The following is a 19,402-nucleotide window of genomic DNA, read 5'->3' on the forward strand; positions in this document are numbered from 1 at the left end:
GACCCAAAGATATCAACCCTAAAAAATTTTAAAAAAGCCCTTTACCTAAACTTAACTTGAGGTTTTAGCATATTCATCGTTGGCTAGAAAATGACAAAAAGGAGCACATCATGATCCAACTAGAACATATTAACTTAGTCGTGAAAGATATCCCTGAAATGCTGAAGTTTTACCAAACTGCATTTCCACATTGGTACGTGCGTGATGAAGGTAAAGGCGAATGGAGTGGCAAACCAAGAAACTGGCTACATTTTGGCGACGAGTATCAATACATAGCCATGAGTGACCATGGCGAAGGAGAAAACCGCGAGTTGAGCGGGCACCAAGTTGGGCTAGCGCATTTTGCTTATGTGACCAACAACGTCGATGCAATCATCAAAAGACTGACCGATGCAGGTTATCCGATTGCCCAACCTGGTGCTGATGAACCATACCGCAAAAATGTGTATTTTGTTGACCCTGCCGGTTTTGAGATTGAATTTGTTGAATACCTGGCGGATGACCCAAAACTTCGTAACCTGACAAGCTAAAAGAGATGTAAATAATAAAACGCCAGCAGATAGTGACTGCTGGCGTTTTATTTTATCTATCAGGCTTCTTTATCGCATTAGCGCTGTTTGGCAAAAACCTGAGTCCAGTAATATCCGTAGCGTGTAGAGTGATTTTCGACAAGCGACGCGCCCATCTGATCAAAATCCGCACTCATGATATTAAGGCAGTGACCTTCACTCGATAACCAAGCATTCACGACGGCGTTAATGCTGCTTTGCCCTACGGCGACATTCTCACCAATGGCGCTCCAAGCATAGCCCGTTGCGTTAACTCGATCTGACATCTTGCTGCCATCAGAGCCTGTGTGGCTCATGAAATCGCTGTTCGCCATATCGCTTGAATGTCGATAAGCGGCGCTTTCCAAATCGTAGCTCCAAGTCAGGGCCCCAACAGGTGGCATGGTGGTTGCGCCACACTGTTGTGTAGTAGAGCGGGCGCTGTTGACCGCTGCAAGCATCTGCTCGACAAATGTGCCTTGTGACGATGTGGAACCTGTGTTTTGTGAGCCGCTTTCTGCTGGGGCTGACGACTCCCCATCGCCGCCACATGCGCTGAGAAGTAGGGCCAAAGCAGGCACTAAGATCTTAGTTGGCATTGTCTTTCCTTTATGAGTGACGAAGAGCAAACTGCGCTTTTCGATAATAACGCCCAATAAACTAACAAAAACCAATAAAAGCGCCACATAGCTTAGGGGGTTTTAACCAAAGACTCACATGAAGTTTTCAATCGCCTTGGTTCGGTCGATAAATCGGCAACGTTTCAGCCCAAGTATGGAATGGCGTTTCATCCATATCCTGTATTGCTTGAGTGATAAAATCGATGAACACCCTAACTCGTGCAGGCACATATTCCCGGTTGGCATAGAGAAGATACACGCCATTTCCTGCTTGGCGCATGCTCGGAAATATCGGCACTAAACGCCCCGATTTAAGCCAGTCTCTCGCGATAAAATGAGGGATCTGAGTTAATCCTAAGCCTTCTGCGCAAAGCTCTGCCATGGATTCACCGTCATTTACAATATAGTTTCTTTCGGGGTCATATTCACTCGCACCGTCTGGTTCTGGCATCCGAATCGGCAACAGTTTCCCCGTTTGTTTAAAACGAAAACGAACCCAAGAATGGTCATTGAATACATCCGGGCCACTCGGAACACCATGGCGCGCTAAGTAATCCTGACTGGCACAAATGATAAACTCGATAGGGCTCAGCTGACGCACAATCAATTGACTATCGTGAACGACGCCAGAGCGAATCGACACATCAATACCTTGCTCAATAATATCAACGTAGGCGTCATCGTAATGAATATCGATAGTGATGTTAGGGTAGCGGCGACAAAACTCTTTTAATAAAGGACGAATATAGAGGCGACCGTACGAGACTGGCACATTAATCTTAAGCTGCCCTGAAAGCGCATCATTGTGACTTTTTAATGAATCCTCACATGCCGCCAGCTCCTCCAGTACAAACCTAGCAGTATTTGCGTACCTACGACCAGCTTCTGTCAGGCGGCTCTGTCGCGTAGAACGTTGAAAAAGCTGTATACCCAAATCGCTTTCAAGACGATGTATGGCTTTACTCACGGTCGAAGGGTCAGTGCCATACACTTTGGCAGCCGCAGCAAAACTACCGCCATCTAAAGTGGCAATAAAAAATCGTAGGGACCGTATCTTATCCATATAACCAATGAACTCTATTCATGAATTTTATTCACTTTAGTAAAGACCAAGTGGCTCTTCAATCACTAATTAGCCTAAATATAATGAACCTCAACAACTTGATGCTCTGTTAACGAGGAAAAAACCATGGGTAAAAACGGATTGAAGAATGCACTACAACTATTGATAGCGACACTAGTCCTATTCTTTGGGATGCTTCAAACAGCACATGCGGCAGATAAACGAATTGGTATTCTGGTTTACGATGGCGTACTGACCTCTGATGTTACTGCGCCTTTAGAGGTTTTTGGCGTCGCAAGTCGTCTCACTTGGTTTAGTGATTATGACGTGCTCACCATTTCCGTCTCAGATCAGAAAACCATCACCACTGAAGAAGGATTAAAAATTGGTGTGGATGCTTGGATTGGTGATCTGCCGGAACTCGACGTATTGGTTTTAACATCCAGCTATGACATGGATGCACTAATCGAAAATAAAGATCTCATTCACTTTATTAAAACTGCCTCAAAGGCGGCAGATTGGATGGCAAGTAATTGCTCTGGCGCGTATTTGTTAGCCGAAGCTGGCCTTTTAAACGGCAAAAAAGCAACAACTTGGGCCGGAGGTGAAAACGGCTTTCAAAGAGATTACCCAGCAGTCAAAGTACAAGTCGACCAGAATTTTGTCATTGATGATGGCGTTATCACTTCGAACGGTAGCCTAGTTAGCTATCAAGCTGCTCTTAAGCTACTTCACCTTATGACTTCAGAGTCTAAAGCTCAGGAAGTCGCAGATGCCATCCAGTACTCACGCTTTTCCAACCAACCATTTTAAGCGTGTAAGAAAGAAATCAGAGTCACCCTTCGATATTTGGAAGGTTAACTCTTCGAATTTGTCTTCCTAATCGAACAACCCTTTTTATCACTGTAAAAGCGATAAAAAGGGTTGTCGTTCATCTGGCAGACACAACGTGCTCTCCAAACTTTTTATCTTAATGCTATGGAAAAACATAAACGTTACGAAGCACTGACGAAAGATCGATACCAAGAGATCTACCGTCTCGCGTATTGGTTATGCAAAGATCACCACCTTGCTCAAGATTTAGCGCAAGAAACCTTTCTGAAAGCGTGGCGATTCTTTGATAAATTAAATGACCCCAACGCCGCGAAGTCTTGGCTCATTACTATTTTGCGTCGTGAGAATGCTCGGCGCTTTGATAGAAAACAGTACGATTTTGTCGACATTGATGAGTGTGCAATACAGACAAAAACCTACCCTGGCAGTGACTACGACATGGCCCAAGATTGGCTTCAAAAACAAATGATGATTCTCGAACCCAAATACCGAGAGCCGTTGCTCTTGAGCTTAGTGGCTGGGTTGAATCATGATGAAATTGCCCAAGCCTTGAGGCTCAACCACAACACAGTGGCGACTCGATTATTCAGAGCGCGTAATCAGATCATCGCACAGAAGGAGAGTCATTAAAACACAAAAAGTAGTCAATCATGTAAACTAACTGGCTATGCTCCGGTCTATTTCATAAGTCGTTACACAACTCGACGCTTTAACGCTTTACATCAAGCGCGACTAGATGAACACTTCTTGTCAAAGTACAATAACAGCCGACATAGAGTAGAGTCAGTAAAACATTATGAGTAACACGACGGCGAAAAAGCCGAATCCCTTATTTGAAATCCTTTTCAACGTATTTATCCCTTCCTTCATTTTGATGAAGTTTAGTGGCGATGAGCATCTAGGGACAGCAATGGCGCTGGTTGTCGCTTTGCTATTTCCTATCATTTATGGCGGTATGGACCTTGTCCGTAACAAGAAATTTAACTTTATTTCTGCTCTGGGCTTTATCAGTGTTCTACTAACTGGTGGCATCGGCTTGTTAGAGCTTGATACACGCTGGTTAGCACTAAAAGAAGCCCTGATTCCTGGCCTGATCGGTTTAGCGGTTTTGGGTTCAACGTTTACCCGCTACCCGCTGATGCAGAAGTTAGTACTGAATGACACTGTGTTGAACCTCGCGTTGATTAACCAACGTTTAAAAGAAAATGGTAAAACCGATGCGTTCGAACGTTGCCTTATGTCTTCTAACTACCTGTTTGCCAGTACTTTTGCGTTCTCATCTGCAATGAACTACTTCCTTGCGACTTGGATTGTGACTAGCCCTTCTGGTACTGCTGCCTTTAACGAAGAGTTAGGAAAAATGACGCTGTACAGTTACCCAATGATTGCCATCCCAAGTATGTTGATGATGTTCGGTATTTTTTATTACATTTGGCGTCAAGTACGTGCGATGACATCGCTCGAAACAGAGCAAATCTTCCATCTAAAATAGCCCTATCATTACAAATAAACCCATAAAAAAGGGAGGATTTTATCCTCCCTTTTCTCAACAGGCCCACTGTAATTCACAGCGTCAAAATGATTTTTCCTGACACTGCTGACGAGCGTCGCTCAACCATTTCAATCGCTGTTTGAAAGTCCTCTAACGACAGATCATATGCAACGTTTAACTTTATGTCGCTGCTAATAAAGTGTTCTAACATTTCAGCGAACACCGTCTTTCTCCCGCCTTTACCTACCGATTCTTCCCAATACCGCAAAAAGAATGTACTAAAGTCGATGTTGTTGGCCTTCATCGATTCAAAAAACTCAGGCGTATAAGGCGTTAACGACAATGTTCCGTAGTTGATGTATTGGCCGTTTTCTTTCAAGGTACGAATGAGATCCGTGCCAGCCTCACCACCTATCGCGTCCAGAGCGACCGTTGGTTGTGGCAGTTGGCGCGTTTGCAGCTGCGCTTGTAAGTCTTTCTTCGCGTCCAACACTGGAATGGTATCGCACGGATACTCGTCTCGCTTTGAGGTCACAGCAATCAGTGCAAAACCCAGTGAATGGGCGAGCTGGGCAAATATCTTACCGATCGCTGACCCTGCTGCATTGATGATCACCACATCGTCTTTGTTCAACTTAGCTACTTTAGTGGTGATCACCCACGCGGTTAACGCGTTGATGTACAACTGACAGGCATAGCCGTTCTCCAAACTCTCAGGTAGCGGAAAAAGATTCTCAGGCGAGGCATCTATGTAGTATTGCCAAGTACCACTCATCGCCACCAACACCTTTTGCCCAACTTGAAGGTCAGTTTGACCAACTGCACTGACTTCCACCACACGCCCAACCGCTTCAAATCCCGGCACGCGAGGTGGTACGTGAACGCGGCGGTATTGCCCAACACCATGAATGGAAAGCAAGTCACTTGGGTTAATATTGGTGGCTTCCAGTCGCACCCGAACCTTGCCCTGAGCAAGCGGTTTGAGGGGCTCTTTTTCCAACGACAGCGACGTTTTGGGTTGACCAAAACAGAATTGATTCACTCGAGTATTTATCGTTGGTGCCATTGTTATTCATACCATGTAATTGAAATTCAAAAAGGAAGTTTCGCGACTTCTACTCAAAAGCATTAAGTGAAGTCGAAGCTCTGTATTTCTACCTGCGCGATGCGCCGTTCACTCTAAACTGTTGTGGCGTCATATCAAAATAGGCTTTAAATGCTTTGATGTAGGATGAGTCGTTTTGATAACCCACTAGGTCTGCAATGGCTTGGATTGGCAACGATTCATCTAACAAAGAAAGCGAGTAAATTAGCCGAATTTGTTGCCGCCAAAGTAGAAATGAAGTGTTGAATTCCTTGGCGAACAGCCGTGATAAAGTACGCTCAGACGCCCCAATTTTCTCCCCCCACTCTTTTAGCGAACAGCTCAACGCTGGCTCGTCAGTCAGTCGCTCGAAAATCAGTTTTAGTCGTCTGTCTTGTGGCAGCAATAACTGAAATGTCTGCACGTTGCGTTTCAAAATTTGATCATGCAGCACCGCCAGTAAATGCAACACTTCTTCGTGGCTTGTCTCACCTTCACACTGTCTGCGGATCTCTTGTAAAAGCTCATTTAAAAACGACGTTAAAGCAATGGTTCTCACTTGTGGCTCGTACGTCGCACCAAACTCAGGGTTGAGGTAAATACCAACAAATATCGTATTGCTTAGAGCAATCGACTCGTGTTGAACACCCGCAGGAACAAATAACGCAGAGGTGTGCGGAACCAAATGCTGATAATGCTCCGTTTGTGTTTGCAATAACCCTTTGATAGGAAAGATGATTTGATGCCAAGTGTGTTGATGCAGCGCATCAATGTAACCTTTTGGCATGTCGATGGTTTTCACTAAAACAGGAGAATGGGAATTCGCGGCCATCATCTCATTGGAGGTGACGACGCCTGACTTCGAATCAATTTGGCGAGTTAGCATTGTTAGTTGTCTTTTCACCCCTACACCGACACAAGTTTACTAGGCTATCATGCTCCGCATCGCGAATGAAGGTAAACACTTTATCTCTCATTCAAATAATAAGGAGGTTACATGAAGAAAATCGGCGTCGTAAAAGCTGTGCTAGCAGGGAAAACCGTCCCTTATGCTCATGGTGCGCAAAGCGCAATCAACAAACAAGTGCTGCCTGAGCGCCAGCATGCAACAGAGCTCGGTTTTATCAGTGATGAGCAAGGTGATCCGCGCTTTCATGGTGGCATTCAAAAAGCGCTTCATATTTACCCAAGCGAGCACTACCCAATCTGGCAACAAGAATTAGGCGAGAGAACCATTTTCCAATCCGCCGGCGGCTTTGGCGAAAACATCAGCTCCGAAGGCGTAACCGAATCCACGATTTGCTTGAAAGATAAAATTCGCATCGGCTCAACACTACTGGAAGTGTCGCAAGGTCGCATGCCTTGTTGGAAACTTAACGTACGCTTTGACCAACACGATATGGCGAAAAGACTGCAAGATACGCTTCGAACAGGCTGGTATTTCCGAGTGTTGGAAGAAGGCGATATCGGTGCAGGCGACGAGATTATTCTGTGCGAAAGACCTTATCCAGAATGGCCACTGGCTCGCATCATGGGCGCGGTTTTCACTGGCTGTTTAGATAGAAAAGAACTCACTCAGCTGTCTGAGCTGCCGTTAGTCGAGTCTTGGGGCAAGCTGGTCGAGCGCCGCCTAGAAACCGGCGAAGTTGAAGATTGGGAAATGCGCTTGGTTGGCCCAACTGTGAGTTAACACCCCAAAGTAAAATTTTAAGCCACGCTCTGAACCAACTATGCCGCCAGAGCGTGTTTTTTTGGTTTACTTCGCACTCGGGGCTGGGCGTTTCGACTTACCTTGGAACTGCTTAATGCTCTTCTTAGCATGAGTTCGGCGGTTGGCTTTTTTATCGCGTGGCGCGCGTTTGCTCTCGCCAGTTGATGGCTTATCCGTTACTGGAAAACCAACCAGATCTTGCACTAGCAATGCACGTTGAGTCAGGTGACGAATCGCGTTTAGTGCGTCCATTTCACCATGACAAACCAATGACACCGCCACACCTTGTTGGCCTGCGCGAGCGGTACGTCCTACTCGGTGAACGTAAGTTTCTGCATGCATTGGCAGTTCAAAGTTGATCACTACAGGTAATTGCTCAATGTGAATGCCACGCGCTAGTAGTTCGGTGGCAATCAACACCTGAATTTGCCCAGATTTAAACTGCGCCAGTGCTTCTTCTCGCTCATCTTGACTCTTATTGCCATGCAGCGCATTGGTTGAGATGCCCGCTTTATTCAGCTTCTTCGCTAAGCCATCGGCGTTCTCTTTCGCACCAATAAAGACTAATGCCTGAGCCCACGCGTTTTTTTGAATCAGTTCAATCAATGCCTTGGTTTTACTGCCTTTGTTGACGAGGTACAGCGTTTCAGCAATATCTTGGTTGGTGCTGTTTTCTTGATGCGCTGCAACTTGCTTTGGTGCCTGCATAAGCAGCTTCGCTTTACCCTTCAACTCATCTGAAAACGTTGCCGAGAACATCGCGGTTTGACGCTGATTGAAGGTTTGCATCGAAATCTTTTGTACGTCAGGCCAAAAGCCCATATCCAACAAACGATCCGCTTCATCCAATACTAGATAATGAACATTGCTCAAATCCAGGCCATTGTTTGCTAGGTCAACCAAACGACCTGTCGTCGCGACAAGGATATGAGGATTTGTCGCTAGCGCCTGCTGTTGTTGCTCTTTATCAACGCCGCCACACAAGCACACTGTTTTAATGCCAATAACTTGACCAACTTGGTTAACTGCTTCACTCACTTGCATTGCCAGCTCACGCGTTGGCACAAGAATCAGCGCCTTTTGCTCTGGATTGACACCCAGCTTTTCCAACAAAGGCAAACCATAAGCAAGGGTTTTGCCGCTGCCTGTATTTGCCAAAGCCAATAGATCTTGACCAGCCAACAGCTCAGGAATGGCCAACGCTTGAATATCGGTCGGTTTCTTGAAGTCTTTTGGCAGTGCGTGAATCAGCTCAGAACTCAATGAGAGAGTAGAAAATGGCATTAGCGAAACCTTGTACTTTTGGTTGAAGAAGCAATAAAAACAATGAAGATGCGGTAAAACGCAGGCGCGGACTTTATCACAATCTGCTAGGTGAACCATCCTATTTTAGGCGCTTAAACCAAGCGTCGCCTACGCAAATCGTCAGAAAACTAAAAAGCGCAAAAAAGCCGTTAGTCTGTACTGCCACAGAGCTAACGGCTAAAAACCCTTGAAGAGAACGCTTCATCAGCCTTTCACTGCGGCTGAAAAGAAATGTGCAGTTTATTAAAGCACAGCTTTACGATTCGGTAAGAACACTTCACCCAACATGCAACGAACCGAACCACCACCAATAGATTCTATGGTAGAAACGTCGAATGGCAGCAATTTACCGTGCGTTGCCAATTGGTTTCTTTGTGCTGGTGAAAATGCATCGTACGCCGATTGCGACATCGCAATCACCTTATCGCCGTTGATCGTTTCCAGTTGCAGAATGTTACCGCAGAACTGGTTCATCTGCTCAAGCGAAATTGAGATGACTTGCTTGTCTTTGGCGAGTGACTTCATTACAAAACGACGCTCAAATTCTGGGATCACTTCGTCACAAATCACGCAAAACTGTTCGCCAACCGCCATCATCACATTGGTGTGATAAATCGGCGCACCAGATGGCAAACGAGTTTGGAAAGAAATCACTCGTTCATAGCCAATACGATCGGCGTAATCTTCTAAAACCAGACGATCACAACGTTGTGAGAGTGCGGCGTAGACCGTTTTATTTAGGTGGTCAAACACCATCACACCCGTGCTTTCTAAATACGCTTGCTCATCAAGATATTCAGTTAGACTGCTGCGTCGATGAACTTCTCGCCCAGCTTGCGCTAGTGCTGCCACAAGCGCATCGGGACGTACTTCTTTTTGACGGTTTTCACAGGCCATTGGAAAGGTGTACAACGTGCCATCTGGCGTAGTGCTAAACCAATTGTTTGGAAATACCGCGTCTGGCGTCGCAACATCTGAAGTTGGATAATCAAACTCAACAACTTGAACGCCCTCTTGACGCAGCGTTGCAACCATACTCGCGAACTCGGCCATTACTCGACGTGAGACTTCTTCTTGGCTGAGTGACACTTTATGTTGGAACTCATTATCTTGTGCGGTTTCTTCATTAAAACGAAACTCTTTCGGTGGCACCATCACTACGCAGTTTGCGGTTTGGCGCTGAGCACTTTGCGTGCTTTCTTCTTTCCCATTAGCAAATTGGGTCACTGATTCGTGTAATAGCATCCAATACATTCCTTATCACTAGAATGAGGAGATTGTAAATTTATTGTTAACTTCAGTTTTGCTGTTTTGACAATTAATTTAATTGCACAAAAGTAATTTTTGCTGCATTAAGTTCATTTTTCCTTAAATTTTATTGTCACTTTGCAGGTTTAAGCTTTTATGGCACCACGATGAACATGATAAGAATTCATCATAAGAATCAGAACCATAGACAATCACACTCATAACCAACTAGTTACATTTAAGACACAATCGGTTAGACTATTTTTTCGCCCCTCTCGTCAATCGGTCTGCTTTATCGAGGAGCAGGCAAAAAACTCTCATACACGCGGTTTCGTCCAAAGCAGCGTGAATCGATGGATTTAGCCACCCCAAATGGCACTGTTTTAACTTTAGGATGAGTTATGTTTAAACGATTTGAAGGCTTTACAGAGCCGTTCCCCAAATCTACACCGGATCAGCCTCCTTCAGGGATGTTCGCTTTTCTGCGTTATTACACTCGTGGTTATGAAAAGCCTTTGGTCATCATGTCTTTGATGGCCACAATTGTGGCTGTTGTTGAGGTAATGTTGTTTGGCGCGATGGGACAATTGGTTGATTGGTTGTCTACCAGCAATCCAGAAACGTTCTTACAAGACAACAAATCGGATTTGATTTTCTACGGAGCCTTATTGCTGGTTGTCATGCCTATATTGGTGATCTTGTACTCGTTGCTCGTTCATCAAACGTTATTGGGCAACTACCCAATGTCTATCCGCTGGCTTGCACACCGGTATTTGCTCAATCAAAGCTTGAACTTCTATCAAGATGATTTTGCAGGTCGAGTCGCAACGAAAGTCATGCAAACCTCATTAGCTGTGCGCGAAACCGTAATGAAAGCTATGGATGTATTTGTTTACGTTACGGTTTACTTCACCAGCATGATCATTATGTTAGCGACGGCAGACTGGCGTTTGATGATCCCAATGATCGTCTGGTTACTCGCTTACATCGCTATCCAAATCTATTTTGTCCCTAAGCTCAAAGACGTCGCTTCAGCGCAGGCCGATGCACGTTCGACAATGACAGGGCGCATCGTCGACAGTTATACCAATATTCAAACCGTCAAACTGTTTTCTCATAGCCAGCGCGAAACCCAATATGCCGAGCAAGGCATGAAAGGATTTTTGAATACGGTCTATCGTCAAATGCGCCTAGTGACCGGCTTCGACGTCGCTGTAGAGATCTCAAACTATATTTTGGTGTTTTCCGTTGCTGCTTTATCGATTTACCTGTGGTTGGATAGTGCCATTAGCGTTGGCGCGATTGCGATTGCTGTTAGTCTTGCATTGCGCGTAAACGGTATGTCGATGTGGATAATGTGGGAAGTTGGCGCCCTCTTTGAAAACATGGGAACCGTTGTCGATGGAATGAAAACGCTCTCTAAGCCTATTGATATTAAAGATAAACCAGGTGCAAAAGACTTAGTAGTCACTGAAGGTGGCATTCACTTTGATAACGTCAGCTTCCATTACGGTGAGAACAAAGGCGTAATTAGCCATCTCGATCTCAACATCAAACCAGGAGAGAAAGTAGGCTTGGTTGGGCGCTCCGGCGCCGGAAAATCGACTTTGGTGAACTTGTTACTTCGTTTCCACAATGTCGAAGACGGCAGCATTAAGATCGATGGACAGAACATCTCAGAAGTCACACAAGACTCTTTGCGTTCAAAGATCGGTATGGTGACCCAAGATACTTCTCTGCTACACCGTTCAATTCGAGACAATATTTTGTATGGCAATCCAGATGCGACAGAAGAAGATTTGCTGAAAGCCACTAAGCAAGCGCATGCCCATGAGTTTATCGAAACTCTGACCGACCCATTTGGTAATGCCGGATACGATGCGCAAGTTGGTGAACGTGGTGTAAAACTGTCTGGCGGCCAACGTCAGCGTATCGCAATATCTCGTGTGCTACTCAAAGACGCACCATTGCTGGTACTGGATGAAGCCACATCGGCTCTGGATTCAGAAGTCGAAGCAGCGATTCAGGAAAGCTTGAATGAATTAATGCAAGGGAAAACGGTTATTGCTATCGCTCACCGATTATCGACCATCGCACAAATGGATCGCCTCATCGTGCTAGATAAAGGCAGCATCGTTGAACAAGGTTCTCATCAAGAACTCATTGCGAATAACGGCATTTACGCCCAGCTTTGGGCGCATCAAACTGGCGGATTTATCGCTGAAGAACTAGACAATCAACACGCTTCTTAACGAGTGATAAGCTCAATAAAAACGGCGCTTTAAGCGCCGTTTTTTATTTAAATCCATGGCTAGATGCTCATATAGCCATTGTGGTTTCTCATATATGAAACACTCTCCATGATAAAGCTCACACTTTTTCTGCTAATATACCGCCTCGTTGCGTATCCATTGCAATGAACACAATACAGAGTATTGAGCCGTCTTCATTTGTCATTTCACTTTTTGAGAAACAGCTATACTCAATAGATGGCTTAGTTATTATATTAACAATAAGGTAATTAGCTTATGTGTAAATGTGGTTCAATGCAGATCGTACAACTCAAACCAAGTTGGGCTGACAAGCTATTTGGCTACTCAGAAAGATGGAAATGCCAACTTTGTTGTAAGATCTACCGCATCTAAAATTAAAAATAGAATCTTAGTTTTTCTAAGAAAAAGCAGTGGCCCGACAATGATTGTCGGGTTTTGTTTTTCCGAGCATTCATTTTTTTCCCTTTGCTACAAGACTACTCATCACGGCAAAACCTAGCATCTTAATGTGACTTAGGTATAGAATCAGGCCCACTTATTCTTTCCGATATTCATATATAACTGGTCACTATGAACAAAAGTTTGCTAACGAATGTCCTCGCTATCGCTTTGATGGCTGGAGGTCATCAATTACAAAACGACTATCTTTGGTATGCAGGGCTGTTTGCGTTCTCAGGCGCCATCACCAACTGGCTTGCCATCCATATGCTGTTTGAGAAAGTGCCTGGATTATACGGTTCTGGCGTGATCCCCGCGCGATTTGAAGAGTTTAAACTGGCTATCAAAAACCTGATGATGGAACAGTTTTTTACTGAAGCGAACATTGACCGATTCTTGAATAAAGAAATGGCGGGCGGTGTGAACATCGATCTTCAACCAGTAATTGAGAAAGTAGATTTAAATCCAGCATTTGATTCCCTAGTGGAAGTAATTGAAGGCTCTCAGTTTGGTGGCATGCTAGCGATGTTTGGCGGCTCGGAAGCGCTACAACCCATGCGCCAACCTTTCGTCGAAAAGATGCAAGAATCCATCATTGAGTTGAGCAAGAGCGATAACATCAAAGAAGCACTGAAAGAGCAATTCGAATCTCCTGCAATGATGGATGAGATAAAGCAGAACATTGAAGGTATCATCGATCAACGTTTAAGCGAATTAACACCGGCATTAGTTAAAGAAATGGTGCAAAAGATGATCAAAGAACACCTTGGCTGGCTAGTCGTTTGGGGCGGTGTTTTTGGTGGTTTAATTGGCGTTATCAGTACCTTTATCGGGGCATAATCGCTCACCGATTTATTAAAAAAGGAGCTTCGGCTCCTTTTTTAATCGAGAAAAAGTAATATACCAAGCCACGCTAAATAAGGAGGCTCAACACATGCCTCGCCTAACCAAGGAGCTCGGGATTAACACCAAATCCCGTTTTATGTTCTTCTATGACCACTTCACTACGAGTTTGAATCACGCCCGGAAGCGTGCCTAACTTACTCGACATAAACTCCTGATACGCTTTCATGCTCTTAACACGAACTTTTATCATGGTATCGAAATCTCCAGAGAGCGAGTAGCACTCTTCAATTTCAGGCATCAATTCCACCGCTTTCGCAAACTTTTCAAAAATAGAAAAACTGGTTTGGTCTAAACGAATATGGATGAATACTTGCACATCCAGCCCCAACTTTTCCGCATTCAACTCTGCATGGTAACCATTGATATACCCTTCTTTTTCTAGCCGCTTTACACGGTCAGAACATGGAGAAGTCGTTAAGTTAATCAGCTTTGCTAGTTCTACAACCGGAATTCTGCCTCTCGAATGAAGCACTCTCAAAATATGTAAATCAATCCGGTCCAATTGATAACTCATTAACCCGCTTCCTTGTAACCACTTAGAAAGCATCACATTAATCGTTGCTCAAACAATTGCAAACCATCAAATGCACAGCATGTGAAATTCAGCAGAGAATAACCAGAAAACAACGAAGGAGGGAAAGAGCTATGATTATTGCCGCTCACTTAGTAACCGTGATATGAAGAGAAAAAGCAACCTAGCGGCTCCCGCGGAGTCGCAAATTTGAAAGCGCATGACACGCCTGTATAGATATGTCGTTCGGGCAACACTGCCCTATTTAGCCATTAATCATGGCTATCACTCAGAATTAGAGTGCGGCCGATGTATGCCGTGTAGGATGTGGAACAACCTCTCCAATTGCACGATGATTACAACAACGGCAGTAGTATTGAGGCTCCATCTCGTAATAATGTTCACCTGATACAAATTTCGCCATCAGCTGTGTAAAACTCACCATTTTGCCTGTTAACGAGTCAACAGACTGAGGCTCGCAACGCTTCATAATCACTTTATGTTGCGTTGATTTTCTACAAGCTGCGCAATATATATCCGGCATTTCTCTTCTCCCTACTTTTTCGTCCTACTGACAATTGACATATTTTGTTCAAAATAATTCCACAATTAAAAAGCTCCTTTAATTTTTTGTGCCCTATCTTCAAAAAATTGAACGAAAGTATCAAAAAACTGAGACATTGGTCAGACCTCAACTTTTGTACCATCAATATGAGCAAACGTGCTTATGTGTGTAATAATACGACACATTACACATAAGCAATTGTTCGGGCTTATTATTTAGTAAGGCGCATGACAACTACACGCCTGGCTAGATCGAGCTTTCGAGACGCCTTGTTATCTCGATTTACCCCGCAAACCAGTTGCTAGCAGCTATAGCCGTCTCATCAAGGAAGAAATGCATGACGATACAACCGATTCTCACTACCGAAAGACTCGTCCTCCGGCCATTCAATATCGATGACTGCCAACAAGTGGCTTTACTCGCTGGAGATAAGCGAATTGCCGACATGACAGCAAACATCCCTCATCCTTATGAGCGACCGATGGCGCAAGCATGGATAGATAGGCACGATCCGATGTATCAGCAGCATCAAGGCGTGGCGTACGCTATTACCTTGCGAAACACTGGGGAGTTACTTGGTGCAGTGAGTTTACCGCGTATCGAAGAGGGCTACGGTACATTAGGCTACTGGGTTGGCGTGCCACATTGGGGGAAAGGCTATGCATTCGAGGCCTCCAAAGCCTTACTCGAATTTGCTCGAATGCACTTTGAGTTAAACGGAATAACCGTGATGCATTTGGTGGACAATCAGCGTTCTAAATCGGTGATCCAAAAACTAAATATCCCTTACATCGGTGACAAAACATTGCGCATGCAAGGCAAAGAACGAAAGGTTTGTGTCTACCAACTCACGTTCGTCGCTTCTGAATAAAGTCGAGGGATATGTCGGATGATCATCCATGAAACTTCACAAAATCTGCCCAAGAACAACCCTTTCTTGCTAGGAACTGTATTGTTGTCGCTGTTCTATTTTTCCTACCTAGCAGACAAGATCGTCGAGTTTGGACTCGTAGCACTCACAATAATAGGATTGAAACTGCTCTCAACGTACTTCACGCGCCGCGCGTTCAATCCTAAAACGCTAGATATCGATGCAAGCACCAACACCTTGAAGTACCGCCAGGGCTCAACGGTTTACTTCCGTCTACCTCTTGATGACATTGTCAAAGTCCAAATACAGAAAGAGTTCTTCTCTAGCAAAAGCTTGATGCTCTACACAGTCAACGACGCTTACCAAGTGCCGAATTCAAACAATTTCGATTCTCTACAGTTAAAGGATTTAATGAAACAACTTGAAGAGAGAATTGATGATCAATCTCGCTAAAACGAAAAGAGAAGACATTCTAGAATGTTGCCAATTTGGTCTCTAAATAGAAAGACAAAAAAGCCAGCAATAACGCTGGCTTTTCTCTGTATTAGTCTTGTGCGACTTTCACGCGAATTTTGCTTTTTTCTACGTTCGTCAAATTCAGTGCTTCAAGAGCAGAAATGGCTTCTGCTTCGTCCGGCATGATGACAAAACCGAAGCCTTTCGACAAACCCGTGTCTTGATCAAGCACTAGCGAACACAGTTCTACTTTGCCGTACGCTGAGAATAATTTGCGGATATCTTGCTCGGTCATGTGACGAGCCAAGTTTCTTACTAAAAGTTTCATAATGAACCTAGTTGGTTTGATAACGGTTCGATTCTCTCAGTTTCTCTCTGGCAAACCAAGTGAATAATATGACGGCGTTGACTAGATCATTCTAAGTACATCTGTTTAAATGATTTTCCGTTCATTTTTCACCCATAGGAGAGTCGGCATGGAAACGAAACGTCTCAAACTCATCCCTGCTTGTTTAGAACGAGCCGAAGAGGCGCATCAAGCTGTCGTTCGCAGCCAAAAGACTCTCGAAGTCTATCTGCCGTGGGTGCCTCATGTGCTGACATTAGAAGCGATGATAGAAGGGACAGAGAAAGCCATCGCAAACTTTGAAAACTTCGAAGAAGAGCTGCGTTACTACATCATTGAAAAGGAAAGCGATCGCTTACTGGGTGCGGTCGGCTTGATGATTCGAGATCCCGACGTACCATCCTTTGAGATAGGTTATTGGTTAGATAATGCTGCCGTTGGCAATGGTTATGTTGCCGAGGCTGTGCTCGAAGTTGAGCGCTATGCGTTTGATGACTTGGGCGCCAAGAGAATCGCAATTCATGCTGATAGCACCAACCAAAAGAGCCGGGCTGTAGCCGAGCGCTGTGGTTATGAGTTCGAAGGAGAGCTCAGAAACGAACGTCTTACCACATCGGGAGAGCTGAGTAACACCGTTATTTACGCCAAAATTCGTCGCGACTAACACTCCAATCTAACCGAGCAATGCTAAGCTCTGATCTCAAGCTACCACCATTAACGTTAATTAAGTTTCAGATAAAACAAAGCCCGCTAAAATAGCGGGCTTTGTGTTCATATACGGGAAGTTACTAGTCTAGTTCAACCAGTTTTTTCTCGAACGACTGGTGTTGGTCTAACACGTCTTGCGCAGCACCACCCGTTGCTTTACTTACCACAATGATGGCAAGCGTAGAGAAGATGATGCCCGGTACGATTTCGTACACATCAAACCAACCGCCAGTTAGCTGCTTCCAAACTACGATAGTGATACCACCAACAAGAATACCTGCTAACGCGCCGTTACGGTTCATACCGCTCCAGTAAAGGCTAAGTACAACCGCAGGACCAAATGCCGCACCAAAACCAGCCCAAGCGTAAGATACAAGACCGAGTACTGAGCTATCAGGCGTCATCGCTAGGAATAGCGCAACAAGCGAAATAACGATAACACCGATACGACCAATCATTACGATTTCTTCAGAAGACGCTTCTGGCTTGAATACTTGCTTGTAGAAATCTTCTGCAAGCGCTGAAGATGAAACAAGGAGCTGTGAGTCAGCGGTACTCATTACCGCCGCTAGGATTGCTGCTAACAACATACCCGCAACGACAGGGTGGAATACTGCGTTAACCAATAGCATGAAGATCTTCTCACCGTCCTCTAGTTGAGTACCCGGATGACCCGTAACCCAAACCAGACCAACAAGACCAACAAGCATTGCACCAACCATAGATAGTGCCGTCCAAATCACTGCGATACGACGTGCAGTCGTTAGATCTTTGTTTGAACGAGACGCTTTAAAACGCGCTAGGATGTGTGGCTGACCAAAGTAACCAAGGCCCCACGCCGCTAGAGAGATAATGGCAATCGCAGACAATGGTTCGCCTTTCGCGTCATTCCATAGCGTTGCAAGTTCTGGGTTGATGTCATGTAGATCAGAACTTAGCTGACCTAAACCACCGTCCATTACCGCTATAGGAACAATCATTAGCGCAGCCGCCATTAGCAGACCTTGCACTAAGTCAGTCCAAGATACCGCTAGGAAACCACCGAATAGTGTGTAAGAAACGACACACACCGTACCGATGATAACAGCGTAGGTATAATCTAGACCGAATACCGTCTCAAACAGTTTGCCCCCTGCGACCAAACCTGAGCTGGTGTAGAAAAGGAAAAATAGAAGAATGAAAAACGCAGAGATTGTCTGAATCAGTTTCGACTTATCGTTGAAGCGACGTGACAGGAACTCTGGCAACGTTAGCGCGTCAGTTTGGATACTGTAGGTACGGAGGCGTTTTGCACTGATGAGCCAGTTTGCCCATGTTCCAAGAAGTAGACCGCCGGCTAACCAGAAGGCCTCGATACCCGCAGCGTACGCATAGCCAGGCAAGCCTAGCAGCAACCAACCACTCATGTCTGAAGCACCTGCAGATAATGCAGCAGGCCACGGACCTAGGCTACGGCCACCTAGGAAGTAGTCAGATGAATTGGAAGTCCTCTTATACGCGTAAACGCCAATAGCAACCATAATCAGTAAATACGCCACAAAAGTGGACGTGATAGCAAAGCTATTTTCTATCATTAGATAGTCCTCGTTATAATTATTTCCTTCCTTGCCTGCCCTGATATTTTACCGTCTCAGCAATACATCAGAGTATAAAAAACCAATCTGGACCGGCTCTCAGTCCAGTTACTCCAGATTGGCATTACAAGTCAGGTTAGTGAGTTTCGTTCCCCAACTCGAGTAGAGTTGCGTTACCACCCACCGCGGTAATATTTATCGTTCGAGTGCGCTCAGTAATGAAGCGCAACGAGAGATGAGGATCATGAGCCAATTTCGGTGACTCTAAATCCGTTTCAGAAACTAAGCCGACGATTGCACCGTCACGCTTAGCTAGTTGAAGATTGAGCGCATGCTCAACCTGTGAACGCCCAACATAACCCACACTACGTACATCGCTCTCAAGCAACGGGGCAGACGCATCGTACGCAACAACCTGGACTAAGTTAGATGGGAAGTTTGCCAACGCTACAGCTTGCTTAACCAGTTGGTTTAGCTCTGCATTGTCACTGCAAACGACCACACTGTTGCCTGCAATTAAGGCACAGGTGATCATCGCAAAAGCACTGTATAACGCATTATCAGCAGGCTCGATGTTGTTTTCACAAATCACCAAAGCCACACCGCGTCCTGCGGCATACAGTTCGTTAGTTTCCCCTGTAGGGCCAACTAACTGGTGAGTTTCTGCAAGAAGAGTTGATGCTTGTTGCAAGTGGTAAGAAACCACTTTGGCAACGGTAGACTGCTGCCCTTCTAGTGCAGATTTAAATGCCAGAACATGCTCGCATTTGTAATCAAAATCAGTCAGATTCCACTGCTCCCACGCAGAGAATGCATCTTTAAAATAGGTGATCTGATGAACCATAATGC

Annotated in this window: 21 protein-coding genes; 10 read left to right on the forward strand and 11 right to left on the reverse strand. The window is 45.0% G+C overall.

From position 1 onward, the window contains the following. Nucleotides 1–110: 110 nt before the first annotated feature. Nucleotides 111–530: a VOC family protein gene (locus R7035_RS03820; protein WP_005374615.1), complete on the forward strand. Its 420-nt coding sequence runs from the start codon at nucleotides 111–113 to the stop codon at nucleotides 528–530. A gap of 77 nt (nucleotides 531–607) precedes the next feature. Here R7035_RS03820 and R7035_RS03825 read toward each other — a convergent pair whose 3' ends face one another. Both R7035_RS03825 and R7035_RS03830 read right to left on the reverse strand, forming a co-directional pair. Continuing rightward, on the reverse strand, nucleotides 608–1,147 hold the full coding sequence (locus R7035_RS03825; protein WP_005383522.1) for a CAP domain-containing protein: 540 nt from the start codon (nucleotides 1,145–1,147) through the stop codon (nucleotides 608–610). A gap of 127 nt (nucleotides 1,148–1,274) precedes the next feature. Further along, on the reverse strand, nucleotides 1,275–2,231 hold the full coding sequence (locus tag R7035_RS03830) for a LysR family transcriptional regulator (protein ID WP_005383524.1): 957 nt from the start codon (nucleotides 2,229–2,231) through the stop codon (nucleotides 1,275–1,277). A 126-nt stretch (nucleotides 2,232–2,357) separates the two neighbouring features. Here R7035_RS03830 and R7035_RS03835 point away from each other — a divergent pair, with 126 nt between their 5' ends. The 3 genes from R7035_RS03835 to R7035_RS03845 all read left to right on the forward strand — a co-directional run bounded on the left by R7035_RS03835 (nucleotide 2,358) and on the right by R7035_RS03845 (nucleotide 4,557). Beyond that, nucleotides 2,358–3,044 carry a DJ-1/PfpI family protein gene (locus R7035_RS03835; RefSeq protein WP_318145971.1) on the forward strand — a complete coding sequence of 229 codons (687 nt, stop codon included), beginning with the start codon at nucleotides 2,358–2,360 and terminating at the stop codon, nucleotides 3,042–3,044. Between the two features lie 120 nt (nucleotides 3,045–3,164). Then, nucleotides 3,165–3,695 carry a sigma-70 family RNA polymerase sigma factor gene (locus R7035_RS03840; RefSeq protein ID WP_255209459.1) on the forward strand — a complete coding sequence of 177 codons (531 nt, stop codon included), beginning with the start codon at nucleotides 3,165–3,167 and terminating at the stop codon, nucleotides 3,693–3,695. A gap of 166 nt (nucleotides 3,696–3,861) precedes the next feature. Next, nucleotides 3,862–4,557 carry a VC0807 family protein gene (locus tag R7035_RS03845; protein WP_005383527.1) on the forward strand — a complete coding sequence of 232 codons (696 nt, stop codon included), beginning with the start codon at nucleotides 3,862–3,864 and terminating at the stop codon, nucleotides 4,555–4,557. A 73-nt stretch (nucleotides 4,558–4,630) separates the two neighbouring features. On the opposite strand, the gene R7035_RS03850 is transcribed toward R7035_RS03845, so the two are convergent. After that, complete coding sequence (locus tag R7035_RS03850; protein ID WP_005383533.1) at nucleotides 4,631–5,623, reverse strand: zinc-dependent alcohol dehydrogenase family protein; 993 nt, start codon at nucleotides 5,621–5,623, stop codon at nucleotides 4,631–4,633. An 88-nt stretch (nucleotides 5,624–5,711) separates the two neighbouring features. After that, on the reverse strand, nucleotides 5,712–6,527 hold the full coding sequence (locus tag R7035_RS03855) for an AraC family transcriptional regulator (RefSeq protein ID WP_258473907.1): 816 nt from the start codon (nucleotides 6,525–6,527) through the stop codon (nucleotides 5,712–5,714). Nucleotides 6,528–6,638: 111 nt separating this feature from the next. Between R7035_RS03855 and R7035_RS03860 the strand changes: the two genes are divergently transcribed. Continuing rightward, the gene (locus R7035_RS03860) at nucleotides 6,639–7,331 is read left to right on the forward strand and encodes an MOSC domain-containing protein (RefSeq protein WP_318145972.1); all 693 of its coding nucleotides are present in this window, start codon (nucleotides 6,639–6,641) and stop codon (nucleotides 7,329–7,331) included. A 66-nt stretch (nucleotides 7,332–7,397) separates the two neighbouring features. On the opposite strand, the gene R7035_RS03865 is transcribed toward R7035_RS03860, so the two are convergent. Further along, on the reverse strand, nucleotides 7,398–8,636 hold the full coding sequence (locus tag R7035_RS03865; RefSeq protein WP_132936212.1) for a DEAD/DEAH box helicase: 1,239 nt from the start codon (nucleotides 8,634–8,636) through the stop codon (nucleotides 7,398–7,400). A gap of 264 nt (nucleotides 8,637–8,900) precedes the next feature. After that, nucleotides 8,901–9,902, reverse strand: coding sequence for an arginine deiminase-related protein (locus R7035_RS03870; protein WP_005383547.1), 1,002 nt, complete (start codon nucleotides 9,900–9,902; stop codon nucleotides 8,901–8,903). Nucleotides 9,903–10,306: 404 nt separating this feature from the next. Here R7035_RS03870 and R7035_RS03875 point away from each other — a divergent pair, with 404 nt between their 5' ends. Both R7035_RS03875 and R7035_RS03880 read left to right on the forward strand, forming a co-directional pair. After that, the gene (locus R7035_RS03875) at nucleotides 10,307–12,157 is read left to right on the forward strand and encodes an ABC transporter ATP-binding protein (RefSeq protein WP_318145973.1); all 1,851 of its coding nucleotides are present in this window, start codon (nucleotides 10,307–10,309) and stop codon (nucleotides 12,155–12,157) included. Nucleotides 12,158–12,748: 591 nt separating this feature from the next. Next, nucleotides 12,749–13,456, forward strand: coding sequence for a DUF445 domain-containing protein (locus R7035_RS03880; protein ID WP_005374596.1), 708 nt, complete (start codon nucleotides 12,749–12,751; stop codon nucleotides 13,454–13,456). A 103-nt stretch (nucleotides 13,457–13,559) separates the two neighbouring features. Here the strand turns inward: R7035_RS03880 and R7035_RS03885 are convergent, their stop codons facing one another. Both R7035_RS03885 and R7035_RS03890 read right to left on the reverse strand, forming a co-directional pair. After that, nucleotides 13,560–14,036 carry an Lrp/AsnC family transcriptional regulator gene (locus R7035_RS03885; RefSeq protein WP_005374595.1) on the reverse strand — a complete coding sequence of 159 codons (477 nt, stop codon included), beginning with the start codon at nucleotides 14,034–14,036 and terminating at the stop codon, nucleotides 13,560–13,562. 292 nt (nucleotides 14,037–14,328) lie between these two features. Then, complete coding sequence (locus tag R7035_RS03890; RefSeq protein ID WP_005374593.1) at nucleotides 14,329–14,577, reverse strand: hypothetical protein; 249 nt, start codon at nucleotides 14,575–14,577, stop codon at nucleotides 14,329–14,331. A gap of 358 nt (nucleotides 14,578–14,935) precedes the next feature. On the opposite strand from R7035_RS03890, the gene R7035_RS03895 reads away from it, so the two are divergent. Both R7035_RS03895 and R7035_RS03900 read left to right on the forward strand, forming a co-directional pair. Further along, complete coding sequence (locus tag R7035_RS03895) at nucleotides 14,936–15,469, forward strand: GNAT family N-acetyltransferase (protein WP_085569453.1); 534 nt, start codon at nucleotides 14,936–14,938, stop codon at nucleotides 15,467–15,469. A gap of 18 nt (nucleotides 15,470–15,487) precedes the next feature. After that, entirely contained in the window at nucleotides 15,488–15,922 is a 435-nt protein-coding gene (locus tag R7035_RS03900) for a hypothetical protein (protein WP_064355019.1), read from the forward strand. 91 nt (nucleotides 15,923–16,013) lie between these two features. On the opposite strand, the gene R7035_RS03905 is transcribed toward R7035_RS03900, so the two are convergent. Next, nucleotides 16,014–16,253 (reverse strand): RNA recognition motif domain-containing protein, encoded by a 240-nt coding sequence (locus R7035_RS03905; protein WP_005374587.1) that lies wholly within the window; start codon nucleotides 16,251–16,253, stop codon nucleotides 16,014–16,016. Nucleotides 16,254–16,401: 148 nt separating this feature from the next. On the opposite strand from R7035_RS03905, the gene R7035_RS03910 reads away from it, so the two are divergent. Beyond that, a complete protein-coding gene (locus R7035_RS03910) occupies nucleotides 16,402–16,935 on the forward strand; it encodes a GNAT family N-acetyltransferase (protein WP_017820066.1) in 534 nt (177 codons plus the stop codon). A 124-nt stretch (nucleotides 16,936–17,059) separates the two neighbouring features. On the opposite strand, the gene putP is transcribed toward R7035_RS03910, so the two are convergent. Then, nucleotides 17,060–18,553: a sodium/proline symporter PutP gene (gene putP / locus R7035_RS03915; protein WP_005374582.1), complete on the reverse strand. Its 1,494-nt coding sequence runs from the start codon at nucleotides 18,551–18,553 to the stop codon at nucleotides 17,060–17,062. 136 nt (nucleotides 18,554–18,689) lie between these two features. Further along, nucleotides 18,690–19,397 carry a 1-pyrroline-5-carboxylate dehydrogenase gene (locus R7035_RS03920; RefSeq protein WP_006740880.1) on the reverse strand — a complete coding sequence of 236 codons (708 nt, stop codon included), beginning with the start codon at nucleotides 19,395–19,397 and terminating at the stop codon, nucleotides 18,690–18,692. Nucleotides 19,398–19,402 lie beyond the last annotated feature (5 nt).

This window comes from Vibrio sp. 1731, assembly GCF_033339955.1.
Taxonomy (GTDB): Bacteria; Pseudomonadota; Gammaproteobacteria; order Enterobacterales; family Vibrionaceae; genus Vibrio; species Vibrio alginolyticus.

Coding starts and splice junctions, on each gene's coding strand:
- R7035_RS03880 (WP_005374596.1), top strand. CDS start 12,749: ATGAACAAAAGTTTGCTAACGAATGTCCTCGCTATCGCTTTGATGGCT.
- R7035_RS03910 (WP_017820066.1), top strand. CDS start 16,402: ATGGAAACGAAACGTCTCAAACTCATCCCTGCTTGTTTAGAACGAGCC.
- R7035_RS03820 (WP_005374615.1), top strand. CDS start 111: ATGATCCAACTAGAACATATTAACTTAGTCGTGAAAGATATCCCTGAA.
- R7035_RS03865 (WP_132936212.1), bottom strand. CDS start 8,636: ATGCCATTTTCTACTCTCTCATTGAGTTCTGAGCTGATTCACGCACTG.
- R7035_RS03875 (WP_318145973.1), top strand. CDS start 10,307: ATGTTTAAACGATTTGAAGGCTTTACAGAGCCGTTCCCCAAATCTACA.
- R7035_RS03845 (WP_005383527.1), top strand. CDS start 3,862: ATGAGTAACACGACGGCGAAAAAGCCGAATCCCTTATTTGAAATCCTT.
- R7035_RS03835 (WP_318145971.1), top strand. CDS start 2,358: ATGGGTAAAAACGGATTGAAGAATGCACTACAACTATTGATAGCGACA.
- putP (WP_005374582.1), bottom strand. CDS start 18,553: ATGATAGAAAATAGCTTTGCTATCACGTCCACTTTTGTGGCGTATTTA.
- R7035_RS03900 (WP_064355019.1), top strand. CDS start 15,488: ATGATCATCCATGAAACTTCACAAAATCTGCCCAAGAACAACCCTTTC.
- R7035_RS03825 (WP_005383522.1), bottom strand. CDS start 1,147: ATGCCAACTAAGATCTTAGTGCCTGCTTTGGCCCTACTTCTCAGCGCA.
- R7035_RS03905 (WP_005374587.1), bottom strand. CDS start 16,253: ATGAAACTTTTAGTAAGAAACTTGGCTCGTCACATGACCGAGCAAGAT.
- R7035_RS03850 (WP_005383533.1), bottom strand. CDS start 5,623: ATGGCACCAACGATAAATACTCGAGTGAATCAATTCTGTTTTGGTCAA.
- R7035_RS03920 (WP_006740880.1), bottom strand. CDS start 19,397: ATGGTTCATCAGATCACCTATTTTAAAGATGCATTCTCTGCGTGGGAG.
- R7035_RS03885 (WP_005374595.1), bottom strand. CDS start 14,036: ATGAGTTATCAATTGGACCGGATTGATTTACATATTTTGAGAGTGCTT.
- R7035_RS03895 (WP_085569453.1), top strand. CDS start 14,936: ATGACGATACAACCGATTCTCACTACCGAAAGACTCGTCCTCCGGCCA.
- R7035_RS03860 (WP_318145972.1), top strand. CDS start 6,639: ATGAAGAAAATCGGCGTCGTAAAAGCTGTGCTAGCAGGGAAAACCGTC.
- R7035_RS03890 (WP_005374593.1), bottom strand. CDS start 14,577: ATGCCGGATATATATTGCGCAGCTTGTAGAAAATCAACGCAACATAAA.
- R7035_RS03855 (WP_258473907.1), bottom strand. CDS start 6,527: ATGCTAACTCGCCAAATTGATTCGAAGTCAGGCGTCGTCACCTCCAAT.
- R7035_RS03870 (WP_005383547.1), bottom strand. CDS start 9,902: ATGCTATTACACGAATCAGTGACCCAATTTGCTAATGGGAAAGAAGAA.
- R7035_RS03830 (WP_005383524.1), bottom strand. CDS start 2,231: ATGGATAAGATACGGTCCCTACGATTTTTTATTGCCACTTTAGATGGC.